Source organism: Streptomyces sp. NPDC034049 (assembly GCF_055575575.1).
The window spans coordinates 233,675-246,189 of record NZ_JBVISJ010000008.1; the positions used below are offsets into that span (position 1 = coordinate 233,675).

Consider the following 12,515-nt stretch of genomic DNA (forward strand, 5'->3'; position numbering starts at 1 on the left):
GATCCGCCTCCACAGCGGCTTCCCCTACGAAGGCGGCATGCCCTGCCCCGACATCTCTGCTTCGAAGCGGCTCTGTGCCCGATCAAGTACGTCATCGGCGTCGCGCCCGTGGGCCCTCACCCAGTGCAGTAGGTCGGCGATCAGAGCGCTAACTGCTTCTTCAGCGATGGCCCTAGCAAGAGCGCTGGGTACAGCCGGCCGCGACAGTGGTGCAGTCCCGTACAGTCCGAGAATCGCCTCAGCACGGCTGACGGGCAGGCCTCCCGTATGACCACTGTCGGAGGTCAGCCCTGTCGCCAACTCGCACCAAGTCACCTTCCAATCCGCGTGCGGCTGAATGCCCCACCGCACGGAGACGGCGTCAACCAACGCCATGCCTCGTCCGGTCTCAGACTCACTATCGCCGTCGGCGGCGTTGAGAAGCGTGGGCAGAGTCCGAGCGTCAGGGTCACGTACTTCGATCCGTAGACGGGTTCCGTTCATGGAGACTGCGAGGGTGGTGGGGGTGCCCACACCAACGTGGTTAATGACGTTGGACACGAGCTCGCTGACGCAGAGTTGGGCAGGCTCAATGACCTCATGCAGACCCCAGAGACCCAAGTGGATCCGCATGATCCGACGGATGGCCGCCACCGCTTGAGGCTCGGCCACGAAAGGCAGGCTCCAAGGTTTCCTCAGCACTCCCGCGATGCAGTCCATCTTCCACGCCTCCACTTGGGCCCGCTGGTAGCACTGTGCCTGGAACTCTCAAAATGGAACTCTCATTTCCCACCACTGGGAGCGCGCCAACGCACCGCACGCCCCCGGCGCGCATCGCGTTGCGAAGACAGGCGAGGAAGCCCCAGGATCTGACGGTTCGAGTTGAAAGGCCCCAGAGCATGGCAGTTGGCCCCACCACCCGCAGACGCCAGTTGGGCGCCGACCTGCGCCGCCTGCGTGAACTCAAGGGGTTCACCCTTGAGGAGGCGGGCGCCCGCGTCGGCATCTCTAAGGCAACGCTGAGCCGCTACGAGACCAAAGAAGGCTCGGTCAAGTGGCCCACCGTGGACGCCCTTTGTCGCGAGTACGACGTGTCCGAGGGCGAGCGTCTCGCGCTGGTCGAACTCGCCAAAGCGGCCAAGGTCCAAGGCTGGTGGAGATCACTGGCCGATCCGATCCCCGAGTCCATGAACCTCATGCTCACCCTGGAGAACGAGGTACTTCGGGAGGATCACTACGCCTGCATGTTCATTCCAGGCCTGCTCCAGACGCGGGACTACGCCGAGGCCGTCCACCGAGCCTCGGAGAAACAGTGTCCCGAGCGAGAAGTGCAACACATGGTCGACATTCGCATGAAGAGACAGGAGCTCCTTCAACGAGAGGAGCCACCGCACATCTGGTGCGTGATCGACGAAGCCACGATCCGACGAGCAGTTGGCGGACCTGAGGTCATGGGCGATCAACTGCGCCACCTACTGACGATGGCAGAGCTCCCACACATCACCATCCAGGTGCTGCCCTTCTCAACAGGAGCCCACGCACCGGCCGTTGGCAGCTTCCTCATCTTGGCCGGCCAGACGCCCAACCTCGATGTGGTTTACGTGGACCTGATCGGCGGCGGCCTCTTCATGGAAAAGCCGCAGGAACTGGAGCGGTATAGGTTGGCGTTCCAGTACCTCAAAGCTCAAGCCCTCGGTCTTGAGTCCTCGACGCAACTGATCCACCGCATAAGCCGGGAGTTGTGATGCCGATACGGTCCGAGCGCCAGTGGTTCAAGTCCTCCTACAGCGGAGGGAGCGGAACCGAGTGCGTGGAGACCGCCTTCGGGCTAGATGGTGCTGCCGTACGGGACAGCAAGGACCAGACCATGCCCTGGCTGGCCTTCAGCGACAGAGCCTGGTTTGACTTCATTGCAGCCATTCAGAAGTCCGGTATCTGAGCGCCGAGAGCCAGGAAACTCGTCCGGCTGTAGACAGAGTCCCAGGGACACGGGTGGTGTCGTCACATGCCGCGCTGGTCAGGGTGCCGTTGGTCCAGCCATCTGCGGCTGATGTCGGTCCATACCTCTTGGGAGCGTTGGAAGTACGGGTCGACGTCTTCGAAACGGATCGCGTCCGGCGGTGTCCTGGCCAGGAAGTACTCCAGTTCGTCTCGGATGCGGCGCAGCCTGACCTCCGATTCCTCCATCAGGACCCAGCGGGCACGCCAGTTGAAGAAGGGCTCGACCGCGCTGATGGCCACCCCTACCGCGCCCAGGGAAAACGCCAGGCTGGCCCAGAAGTCCAGGTCTTGGATGCCCAGGATCACTGTCGAGGCGACGGAGAAGGCCAGGGACAGCAGTTTGATGAGGGTGGCGAAGCGGCGGAAACGCGCGCGGCGTATTTCCGACCACTGCATGCCTCTACTGAGTTGGCCTTGTACCCAGCCTGCCAGTTCCGCGGGTGGGAGTGCGGACGGAGGCGGCCGGTGGTCGGTCATCCAGGACATCCTCAGGTCGACGGTACGAGTTGAAGAACGGGGCGGGTTCGTTGTTTGGCCGACCCCTCGCTCCGTGGTTCCGTCGAGGATGTGACCTCAATCGGTGGGGAGCAAGTGGGTTTCCGAGGTCGTCGGGAGTGGCTTCGTCCACCAGTGGTCGTGGCGGCGGTATGGGGTGGGGTCCGAGCGGGTGGTGAGGAAGGTCCGTAGGGTCGTGGCCTCCTGTGCGAGGGCTTCCCAGGTCGCGGTGGGGAGGGGGTGGAACGCCGTGGCCTCGATGGAGTCGGCCAGGGGGCGCCAGATGCCGGCCACCTTGCCGTTCACCAGGAGGGTCGGGAGGACGTCTCCGTTCATGCGGGTCACGTACTTGCGGTACTCGGGTGGGAGGAGGCGGCTCCGGTCCGCGTAGGCCAGGAGCGTGCTGTCCCACATGGCCATCAGGCGGGGTGGGGCGGGGGTGTCCTCCGGGGGCCGTGGGGCGCCCGGGATGTCGTACAGGGTCTGGCCGGTGTCGGTGGTCCGCAGGGTTTCGAGTTCCTCCGACATGGTGGCCAGTGCCGTTCTGACGCGGCGCTGTTGGACCAGCGCGAACTGGGCCATGTCCGCGATCGTCGCCGGGCCGAAGCCCTGGAGGTAGCGGCGGATGAGGGTGCGTAGGCCCTCGGCGGTCGCTTCCGGGTCGGTGAGGGACGGGCGGGGTCGGGCCGCCACGTAGGACTGACGGGTGTCGAAGGACCAGGGGCCGCCCGTGGCGGCGTGCCACAGGGGCGCGTAGTGGCGGAGCATGCGGTGGGCGCCGGTGTCCAGGGTGGCAGAGGCCGCCGTGTTCGAGGTGGCCGCGTTCGGCGTGGTCGTTGGCGTGGTCGTGTTCGGCGTGGTCGTGGCGGCCAGGTGGGCCTCTAGCCAGGTGCGGAGTTCGGCGGCCGTTCGGACCGTGCCGTCGGCGTGGTCGAGGAGGGGCGGGAGGAAGGCGTCGGCGTCGGCGGCCGTCAGGCCGGACGCGCGGTAGCGGGGGTCGCCGAGGCGGGAGCCTCGCAGGGTCGGTTCCATCGCCTCGCGGAACGGGGTGTAGTCGTCCGCGTGGACCATGTGGACGGTGATCCGCATCAGCGTCGCCCGTACGAGGCGGTGGTCGGTGAGCGCCGCGTCGAGCGTGGTGGGGTCGAAGGGGGACAGGCGGTTCCACAGCGCGATGTACGGGGAGGCCGGATGCTGGGCCTGGAGGGCGACGATGCGTCGTACCGCCTCCGTCACCTCCAACTGCTCGCGTGAGAGGAGCAGTTGACGGGCGAGTGTTGCCCGGTTGAGGGCTTGGGCGGTGAGATTTCTGATCCCCATGGGGTGATTGTCTCCCGGCCCCTTCGGTTACGTTCACGCTGCTTCAACTGCCGACCAGGCGGCACGAGTTGAGGAATCGCGCCATCTTCGTGTGCAGGCGGCTCGGCTGGTCCAGGTGTACGTCGTGGCCCGCTTCCTCGATCACGGTGAGGTCTGTTCGGGTGCCCGGACGGCGGGTGGTCGGCATCGCGGCGGCGTCGGCGGCCGCCATCGTGCCGTGCGCGCCGCGTACGACGAGGGTGGGGCAGGTGGTGGCGGCCCACTCCGCGTGGTACGGCGTATCGGCCAGTTCCGCGACCGCGGCGAGCATCGCGGCGCGGTCCGTCCTGGGGTACCAGCCGTCGGGGCGGCGTTCGAGGTTGTGGGACCAGCTCGGGTGACCGAAGAAGTCTGCCGCCCGGGACGGCGAGTCGAACGGGATGGGCCAGCTGTCCAGCCAGGCGGCTATGTGGGCGGGCAGCGTGGGGTCGGGGGTTCCCGGGCCCGCCTCGATCAGGATCAGGGAGTCGAGGAGTTCCGGGTGCGCGGCCGCCGTGAGGAAGGCCGTGTGGCCGCCGAGGGACTGGCCCACCAGGGTCAGACGGGGGTGGGATGGGAGAGGAAGGTGAGGAGGGTGCGCGGAGTGCGGGGGCTGGGGCGGGAAGGCCGGGGGCGTCTGGTCGGGGCGGGCCGCGGGGCGCTGGTCCGGGTGCACCGCCCCGCACAGTTCCCGGATCACCGTCACCGCGTCCCGGACACACGCCGCCCGGCTCATGTCCGTCGGGCGGCGTGTGCTCGCGCCGTGGCCCCGGGCGTCGTACGTCACCACGCGGTGGCCGTCCGCCAGGAGCCGGGGTACGAGGTCGTCCCACTCTCCCTGGTGGCCGGCGAGTCCGTGCAGCAGGAGGAGGGTGCGGCCGTGCGTGTGCGTGTGGGCCGGGGCGTGTGCGCGGTGGGCCAGGCGGACGCCGTCCGGGGTGGTGAGGTGAGCGACGGTGGGGGTCATCGCACGATCGTGACGGCCGAGGGGCGGCGGTGTCAGCGGGACCGCTCCGGTTACCCACGGTCTCGGTCGTGAAACGCGTGCGTGGTGTGTACATCTGCTGAAGGCGGGCTGGAGGCGGGCGTGTCGGGAGCCACTCGGGGTAGCGGACCAGCAACGCATGATCACGAGAGGGGGCCCGGGTCGGCGTCGGCGTCGCCGCGGGTCCGGACGTGAGCGTGCGAAGGGGACCCGTACTGGATGGATGAGACGCATGCTCGATGTCTTTGGGATTGACGCCCGCACCGAATCCGTTTACCGGGGGATGCTGGCTCATCCCGAATCCGGCGTCACGGGACTGAGCCACGCATTAGGTCTCTCCCGGGAAGAAATACGTGCCGCTCTCGACAGACTCAGCGAAATGGCGCTCATACGGCCGTCCGCCGAGGACCCGCAGCGTATGCACGCCCTCAATCCCCAACTGGGGATGGAGATGCTGATCGCCCGGCAGCAGGCGGAACTCGCCGTTCAGCAGCAGCGGGTGGAGGAGGGCCGGGCGGCGGCCGCCCGTATTCTCTCGGAGTTCGCGCTCGACGATTCCGCGACCGTGAAGGGGGACGCGGAACACGTCGAGGGACTCGACAATATTCGGGACCATCTGGCCGCGATGAACAACGAGGTCGAGGACGAGTTCCTGACCTTCGCGCCCGGCGGCGCGCAGACCGAGGAGAACATGCGCAACTCGCGGCCGTTGAACCGGCGGCTGCTGGACCGGGGGGTGCGGATGCGGACCGTCTATCTCGACAGCATCCGCAACGACTCCGCGTCCGTGTCGCACGCGGAGTGGCTCACCTCCTACGGGGCGCAGGTACGGACAGCGCCCTCGCTGCCCAACCGCATGATCATCTGGGATCGGCGGGTCGCGCTGATCGCCGCGAACAGTGACGACACGGGGGCCGGGGTCACGATCCACCGGGCGCAGGGCACGGTCGCCGCGCTGGCGGCGCTGTTCGAGAACGTGTGGCGGACGGCCGAGCCGTTCGGGGTGGAGGGGCAGCAGCGGGAGCCGGACGGGTTGAGCGCCCAGCATCTGGAGGCGCTGCGGCTGTTGGCGCTGGGGCACACGGACGAGATGGTCGCCAAGCGGCTCGGCGTCTCGGCGCGCACGGCCCGCCGTATCGCCACCGCCCTGATGGAGCACTTCGACTCCCGCAGCCGCTTCCAGGCCGGGGTGCGGGCGGCACAGCTGGGGTTCATTCAGGGGTGAGCCGGGCGTGGCCGGTCCCGGCCATGGCCCGAAGCGTCCAGCGACCGTCGGCAGGGCATATGCGGCGAGCGCCCCAAGCTAGGGGGATGTATCTCATTCACCTTGCCCTGGAGCCGTCCGGCCGTGTGCCCTGCGGCGCTTCCCTGCCGGCGGACACCAGGTCGGCGATCGCCGCGTGCGCCGGTGACTCCGACGCACTCGAACATGTCACCGTGCACCGGGACGATCCCACGCGCCCCGTGGTGGGGTTCTTCCTGCGCGCGGCCTGTCTCGAAGAGGCGGAGGCCCGGGCGGAACGGCTCTGGCGACGGACCGCCGCGTGTCGGCCCGACCTGCGGAGCTGGCAGGTGCGGTGTTCCGAGTCGCCCCTGTTCGTGCCGGACGCGGGCTGGCCCTGGTGGCCCAGGACTGAATAGGACACGGCCAGTTTGGGCCATCGGATTCCACTTCCCAGCGCCTCTCCGAGCCGCAAAACTCTTGTTTGTCGGAAGCACCCCAGCGCCCTCACAGGAATGGGCACGGAGTTCACGGGAGTCACGGGATTCATGGAATTCACGGCAAGCAATACGCAAGGCAGTGCGCTCATGGCATTCGCGACACCCAGGGGACCTGTTCGCAAGAATCAGGACGACTCCGGCTGGCAGTGAACCGCATCAGCGGGGGCCGGAAAACCCAGAAAGGGAATTTCGTGAGTGTACAGCGCGTCCAGATCCAGGGACAATCCTTCGATGAGCTGGCCGAGGAATTCGGTACGCCGTTGTTCGTCTACGACGCGGACGTACTGGAGGGCACCTTCCGCGAACTGCGCGGTCTGCTGCCCGAGTCCGTCGACATCTTCTTCTCGCTCAAGGCCAACCCGAACATCAGCGTGTGCGCCTTCCTCGGTGCGCGGGGCGCGGGCGCCGAGGTCTCCTCGTACGCCGAACTCGTCACCGCCCTCCGGGCCGGGGTCGCGCCGCAGGACGTCATCTTCCTCGGGCCGGGGAAGGACCTGCGCGAGCTGACGGCCTGTGTGGAGGCCGGGATTCACGCGGTGGTGTGTGAATCGATGGAAGAGCTACGGCAGTTGGACCGGCTGGCGGCCGAGCACGGGCGCAGGGTTCCTGTCGTGCTGCGGGTGAACCCCGCCTTCAGTGCCAAGGGGTCCGGGCTGGCCATGGGCGGCAAACCCCGGCAGTTCGGCATCGACGAGGAGGAACTGCGCGGCGCCAAGAGCGAGTTGGCCGAGCTGCGGAACATCCGGGTGCGGGGCGTCCACGCGTACATGGGGACGCGGTTCCTGCACCACGAGGACGTCGTCCGCAACACCCGCGAGGTGCTGTCCGCCGCCGAGGACCTGGCGGGGCGGCTCGGTTTCCCGCTGGAGACCGTGGACTTCGGCGGTGGTCTGGGAGTCGCCTACTTCGACAACGAGGACGACCTCGACCTGCCCGCCCTGGGCGCGGGCATGCGCGCCGCGATCGCGCCCTTCGCCGCGCGCAACCCGAAGTGCCGGCTGATCATCGAACTGGGCCGCTTCCTGACGGCGACGGCCGGCACGTATGTCGTACGCGCCCGGTACGTCAAGGAGTCCAGGGGCGAGACGTTCGTCGTCGCGGACGGCGGTACGAATCACCACATGGCGGCGGTCGGCGTCGGGAGCTTCGTCAAGCGCAACTTCCCCGTGGTCCACCTGGGGCCGCCGCGCCCGGCGACAGGGGCAGCCGACCCGTCCGTACGGCGCTACACCCTCACCGGCCCCCTCTGCACGCCCAACGACGTGGTCGCCAAGAAGGTGGAACTGCCCGAGGTGCGGCCGGGGGACCTGCTCGGGGTGGAGCGTTCGGGGGCGTACGGGCCGACCGCGTCGCCGGGGCTCTTCCTCAGCCACGGCTATCCGGCCGAGGTCCTCGTCCACCGTGGCCGGGCCCATCTGGTCCGGGAACGGGACACCACCGACGACCTGCTCGCCAAGCAGCGGCTCGTCGACTTCAAGCAGCGGCTCGTCGACTTCGAAGAGGTCGAATTCTTCGAAGACCGCGCAGAACGCGAAGGCCGCGAAGTCCGCGAAGACCGCCAGAACGACGACGACTTCGTCGACTACGACGGGACGCCTTGAACCTCCGGATCGGCGTCGACGTGCTCGACCGCGATGAACTTCGCGCATTGCTCGGGCGGCCGTGGTTCCTGCGGTTCGCCTACGCCCCCGAGGAGACGGCACTCGCCGACGCGATGGGGGCCGAGCGGCGGCTGGAGTTCCTGACCGGGCGGTTCGCGGCCAAGGAGGCGGTGCTCAAGGTGTTGGGCACCGGGATGCTCCAGGGCGTCGCGCCGTACGAGATCTGGGTGGACCGGGACACCGACGGGGCTCCCGCGGTCCGGTTCCGGGGGCGGGCGGCGCGGTTGGGGCCGCCGGAGATCGCCCTGTCCATCACCCACAAGCAGAACGTCGTCGCGGCGGTCGCGATCGCCCTGCCCGGCGACGCCCGTGGATGCGACCACGGCCCCATCGAAAGTGCCAGCGACAGAGAGGAGTTCGCCATCATGTCGTCCGCGGCGGACAGCGACGAGGACCACCACCGCAGCCCGGAGGGGCACGCGGAGCAGCACGCGGAGCAGCCCACCATGGCCTTCCTGCGCGTACGGATCGGTCAGGAGGACGCCCACTACGGCGGCGGGCTGGTCGACGGCGCCCGGATCCTGCGGCTCTTCGGGGATCTGGTCACCGAGATCACCGTACGGACGGACAGCGACGAGGGGCTGCTCTCGGAGTACTCCGACGTCCGCTTCACCGCGCCCGTGCACCCCGGCGACTACATCGAGGCGAGCGGTCGGCTCGTCCGCAGCACCCGGCTGCGCCGGATCGTGGAGCTACGGGCCCACAAGGTGATCGCCGCGCGGCCCGGGGCCGGTAGCGGGGCCGGGGCCGGATCCGACTCAGCAGCCGGTGACAGCACCGCCGAGGTGCTCGACGAACCCCAGCTCGTCTGCGCGGCCACGGCCACGACGGTGGTGCCCATGAGGAAGGCCACGAGGAGGCGCGAGACGGGGGCGGCCAGGGACACGAACACCCGCCTGACCACGAGGACCGTCGCGGCCACGAACACCGTCGCGACCACGAACACCCCTATGGCCTCGACCGGCGCCGGCACGACGAGGGAGCAGTGATGTCCGCAGAGTCCCCGCAGCAGCTGCGCGCCCCCGACTCCACCCCCCATCTCCTCCACCACCTCCTCGACCTCGCCGCCGAACGGGACCCCCGGGCCCCCGCCCTGAGCACGACCGGCGGTGGTGTCCTCTCCTACGGCGAGCTGGCGGAAGCCAGTGCGCGGCTGGCCGGACGGTTGCGGCGGGACGGGCTGGGCCGGGGTGACCGCCTGGTCGTGAAGGCGGCCGACGGGCTCGGCGTGGCGATGCTGGTGTACGCCGCGTCCCGGATCGGGGCGGTGTTCAGCGTGCTGCACGAGCAGGTGCGCGGCGGCCCGTTGGAGCACGTGCTCGGCGACTGCGAGCCCCGCGCCCTCGTCTCCGACGACCCGGAGGCTCTCCGCACCGCGGAGGGGGCCGGCGTGGCGGCCGTACGGATCGAGGATCTCGTACGGACGGCACTGGCACCGGCACCGGCACCCGCACCCGCACCCGCACCCGCACCGACACTGCCGTCGGCACCGGCCCCGCACCCGCCCGGCGCCGACACCACCGGCCCGCAGCACACGCCCGCCGATCCCCCTCCCCCGGCCTCCACCCTCACTCTCCCTCCCAGCCCTCCCACCACCGACCCCGTCAGCCTCATCTACACCTCAGGCACCACGGCTCTGCCCAAGGCCGTGGTGAGCACCCACCAGCAGGTGCTGTTCGCGGCCTCCGCCATCCAGGCCTGCCTCGGCTACCGCGCCGACGACGTCGTGTACTGCCCGCTGCCCCTCTCCTTCGACTACGGCCTCTATCAGCTCTACCTCTGCGCGCTGAGCGGCGCCCGGCTGCATCTCGGCACCGTCGCGGAGTCGGGGCCGCCGCTGCTGCGGAACCTGGAGGAGAGCGGGGCCACCGTGCTTCCCGGCGTGCCGTCCGTGGCCGACCGGCTGGCGTGGCTGTTGCGGCGCGGCTCCGGCGGGGCGGCGGGCGGGCGGCTGCCGAGGCTGCGGCTGCTCACCAACACCGGCGCGGCGCTGTCGGACACCACGATGGCCGCGTTGCGCGGCGCGCTGCCGGGGCTGCGGATCCAGGTGATGTACGGCCTCACCGAGTGCAAGCGCACCGCGATCATGCCGCCCGACGGCGACCTCGCCCGGCCCGGCTCGTGCGGTCTGCCGCTGCCCGGCACCGAGGTGTTCGTCGTCGGGGACCGCGGCGAACGGCTGCCGGCCGGGGAGATCGGGCAGTTCGTGGTGCGCGGACCGCATGTGATGGCCGGCTACTGGCGGCGCCCCGACCTGACCGCCGAGCGCTTCCCGCGCGCCGAGGGGCTCTTCCCCGAACTGCGCACCGGCGACTACGGCAGGCAGGACGAGGACGGCTACCTGTACTTCGCCGGGCGCCGGGACGACCTCTACAAGGAGCGCGGCTTCCGGCTCAGCGCCACCGAGGTGGAGGCGGCGGCATCCCGTGTCGAGGGTGTCGTGTCCGCCGCCGTCCTGCCGCCCGACGGGCAGCGGTCCGCGGTGCTCGCCGTGGTCACGGACCTCCCGGCGGAGGAGGTGCGCGAGCGCATGCGCGACCTGATCGAGCCCTTCAAGATCCCCCGCCGCTGTGTCCGCCTCGACGCGCTCCCCGTGAACGGCAACGGAAAGGTCGACCGCAAGGCCCTGGCCACCCTGGTCGCCTCGCCGGACTCCCTCACCCCCGCACCGGCTCACTGAGTTCTCCCACCCACCCACCTCACCCCACCCCGAAGCCCGAACCGGAAACCCGAAACCGGAAAGCGGAAACCCAAAACCCGAAGGACAGGCACATGAACCGTCAGAACGTCGTCTCCGCGCTCGAGAACGCCCTCACCCACGTCCTCGAACGTCCCGTCACCGGCCTCCACGGCGACATCCGCCTCTTCGACGACCTGCACCTGGACTCGACCACGATGCTGGAGATGCTGATGGCCCTGGAGGACTCCATAGGCCTGGTCGTCGACCCGGAGGAGCTCGACGCGGACGACTTCGTCTCCGTGGACACCTTCACCGACTTCGTCCTCGCCTCGGGCGCCACGGCGGACATCCCCGAGCGGGCCGCCGTATGACCATCGCCCCGCCCGACCTGAGCGTCTTCGAGACCCTGGAGTCGGAGGTCCGGAGCTACTGCCGTGGCTGGCCCACCGTCTTCGACCGGGCCAGGGGCAGCCGGCTGTACGACGAGGACGGCCACTCGTACCTGGACTTCTTCGCGGGCGCCGGTTCCCTCAACTACGGGCACAACAACCCCGTACTGAAGCGGGCGTTGCTCGACCACCTGGAGCGGGACGGGGTCACCCAGGGCCTCGACATGGCGACCACGGCCAAGCGGACGTTCCTGGAGACGTTCCAGCACCTCGTCCTCAGGCCACGTGATCTGCCGTACAAGGTGATGTTCCCGGGGCCGACCGGCACCAACGCGGTGGAGGCCGCGCTGAAGCTGGCGCGGAAGGTGACGGGCCGGGAGACGGTCGTCTCCTTCACCAACGCCTTCCACGGCATGTCCCTCGGCTCGCTCGCCGTCACCGGCAACGCCTTCAAGCGGGCGGGAGCCGGAGTGCCCCTGGCGCACGCCGTACGACTGCCGTACGACAGTTACCTCGACGGACGTGGCGACGACGCTCCCGAACTGCTCTGGTTCGAGCGGCTGTTGGAGGACAGTGGCTCGGGGGTGGACACGCCCGCCGCGGTGATCGTCGAGACCGTGCAGGGCGAGGGCGGCGTCAACGTCGCCCGCCCCGAGTGGCTGCGCGCGCTGGCCGTGCTGTGCGAACGGCACGACATGCTGCTCATCGTCGACGACATCCAGATGGGCTGCGGGCGGACCGGCGCCTTCTTCTCGTTCGAGGAGGCGGGCATCACGCCCGACATCGTCACCCTCTCCAAGTCGATCAGCGGGTACGGCCTGCCGATGTCGCTGACGCTGTGCAAACCGGAGTGGGACGTCTGGGAGCCCGGCGAGCACAACGGCACCTTCCGCGGCAACAACCCCGCGTTCGTCACCGCGTCCGCCGCGCTGGCCGCGTACTGGGGCGACGACCAGACCGAGAAGCAGACCCTCGCCCGCGGCGAGCAGGTCGAACAGGCGCTGCTCGCCCTGGTCGACGAGCACCGGGACGCCGCCCACCGGGGGCGCGGCCTGGTCTGGGGCGTCGAGTTCACCGACCGGGGCCGGGCCTCGGCCGTCTGCCGGCGCGCCTTCGAACTCGGTCTGCTCCTGGAGACCTCGGGTCCCGAGGACGAGGTCGTCAAGCTGCTGCCGCCGCTGACCGTGACCCCCGAGGAACTGGACGAAGGGCTGAGCGTCCTGGCCCGAGCCGTCCGCGAGACCGTCTGACCACTGAAAGGCTGA

13 protein-coding genes are annotated in these 12,515 nt (G+C 69.4%); 9 read left to right on the forward strand and 4 right to left on the reverse strand.

Annotation, left to right across the window (positions count from 1 at the left end):
• Nucleotides 1-24 precede the first annotated feature (24 nt).
• Nucleotides 25-699, reverse strand: a complete 675-nt coding sequence (locus ACZ52C_RS24140) for an ATP-binding protein (RefSeq protein ID WP_469076690.1) — start codon at nucleotides 697-699, stop codon at nucleotides 25-27.
• 179 nt (nucleotides 700-878) lie between these two features.
• On the opposite strand from ACZ52C_RS24140, the gene ACZ52C_RS24145 reads away from it, so the two are divergent.
• Together ACZ52C_RS24145 and ACZ52C_RS24150 are read left to right on the forward strand one after the other, a co-directional pair.
• Nucleotides 879-1,724 (forward strand): helix-turn-helix domain-containing protein, encoded by an 846-nt coding sequence (locus ACZ52C_RS24145; RefSeq protein ID WP_469076691.1) that lies wholly within the window; start codon nucleotides 879-881, stop codon nucleotides 1,722-1,724.
• The gene (locus tag ACZ52C_RS24150; protein ID WP_469076692.1) at nucleotides 1,724-1,918 is read left to right on the forward strand and encodes a DUF397 domain-containing protein; all 195 of its coding nucleotides are present in this window, start codon (nucleotides 1,724-1,726) and stop codon (nucleotides 1,916-1,918) included. The genes ACZ52C_RS24145 and ACZ52C_RS24150 overlap by 1 nt, the downstream gene beginning before the upstream one ends.
• Before the next feature lie 62 nt (nucleotides 1,919-1,980).
• On the opposite strand, the gene ACZ52C_RS24155 is transcribed toward ACZ52C_RS24150, so the two are convergent.
• From ACZ52C_RS24155 to ACZ52C_RS24165, 3 genes are all read right to left on the reverse strand, one after another.
• Complete coding sequence (locus ACZ52C_RS24155; RefSeq protein ID WP_469076693.1) at nucleotides 1,981-2,457, reverse strand: DUF4231 domain-containing protein; 477 nt, start codon at nucleotides 2,455-2,457, stop codon at nucleotides 1,981-1,983.
• A 96-nt stretch (nucleotides 2,458-2,553) separates the two neighbouring features.
• On the reverse strand, nucleotides 2,554-3,795 hold the full coding sequence (locus tag ACZ52C_RS24160; RefSeq protein WP_469076694.1) for a winged helix DNA-binding domain-containing protein: 1,242 nt from the start codon (nucleotides 3,793-3,795) through the stop codon (nucleotides 2,554-2,556).
• Nucleotides 3,796-3,838: 43 nt separating this feature from the next.
• Nucleotides 3,839-4,780, reverse strand: a complete 942-nt coding sequence (locus tag ACZ52C_RS24165) for an alpha/beta fold hydrolase (RefSeq protein WP_469076695.1) — start codon at nucleotides 4,778-4,780, stop codon at nucleotides 3,839-3,841.
• A gap of 397 nt (nucleotides 4,781-5,177) precedes the next feature.
• Between ACZ52C_RS24165 and ACZ52C_RS24170 the strand changes: the two genes are divergently transcribed.
• The 7 genes from ACZ52C_RS24170 to ectB all read left to right on the forward strand — a co-directional run bounded on the left by ACZ52C_RS24170 (nucleotide 5,178) and on the right by ectB (nucleotide 12,500).
• The gene (locus ACZ52C_RS24170; RefSeq protein ID WP_469076696.1) at nucleotides 5,178-6,023 is read left to right on the forward strand and encodes a helix-turn-helix transcriptional regulator; all 846 of its coding nucleotides are present in this window, start codon (nucleotides 5,178-5,180) and stop codon (nucleotides 6,021-6,023) included.
• A gap of 86 nt (nucleotides 6,024-6,109) precedes the next feature.
• Complete coding sequence (locus ACZ52C_RS24175; protein ID WP_469076697.1) at nucleotides 6,110-6,439, forward strand: hypothetical protein; 330 nt, start codon at nucleotides 6,110-6,112, stop codon at nucleotides 6,437-6,439.
• 272 nt (nucleotides 6,440-6,711) lie between these two features.
• Nucleotides 6,712-8,121: a type III PLP-dependent enzyme gene (locus ACZ52C_RS24180; protein ID WP_469076698.1), complete on the forward strand. Its 1,410-nt coding sequence runs from the start codon at nucleotides 6,712-6,714 to the stop codon at nucleotides 8,119-8,121.
• The gene (locus ACZ52C_RS24185) at nucleotides 8,118-9,170 is read left to right on the forward strand and encodes a holo-ACP synthase (protein WP_469076699.1); all 1,053 of its coding nucleotides are present in this window, start codon (nucleotides 8,118-8,120) and stop codon (nucleotides 9,168-9,170) included. The genes ACZ52C_RS24180 and ACZ52C_RS24185 overlap by 4 nt, the downstream gene beginning before the upstream one ends.
• On the forward strand, nucleotides 9,170-10,861 hold the full coding sequence (locus ACZ52C_RS24190; protein ID WP_469076700.1) for a class I adenylate-forming enzyme family protein: 1,692 nt from the start codon (nucleotides 9,170-9,172) through the stop codon (nucleotides 10,859-10,861). The genes ACZ52C_RS24185 and ACZ52C_RS24190 overlap by 1 nt, the downstream gene beginning before the upstream one ends.
• Nucleotides 10,862-10,953: 92 nt before the next feature.
• Nucleotides 10,954-11,232 carry a phosphopantetheine-binding protein gene (locus tag ACZ52C_RS24195; protein ID WP_469076701.1) on the forward strand — a complete coding sequence of 93 codons (279 nt, stop codon included), beginning with the start codon at nucleotides 10,954-10,956 and terminating at the stop codon, nucleotides 11,230-11,232.
• Nucleotides 11,229-12,500 (forward strand): diaminobutyrate--2-oxoglutarate transaminase, encoded by a 1,272-nt coding sequence (gene ectB / locus ACZ52C_RS24200; RefSeq protein ID WP_469076702.1) that lies wholly within the window; start codon nucleotides 11,229-11,231, stop codon nucleotides 12,498-12,500. The genes ACZ52C_RS24195 and ectB overlap by 4 nt, the downstream gene beginning before the upstream one ends.
• Nucleotides 12,501-12,515: the final 15 nt, after the last annotated feature.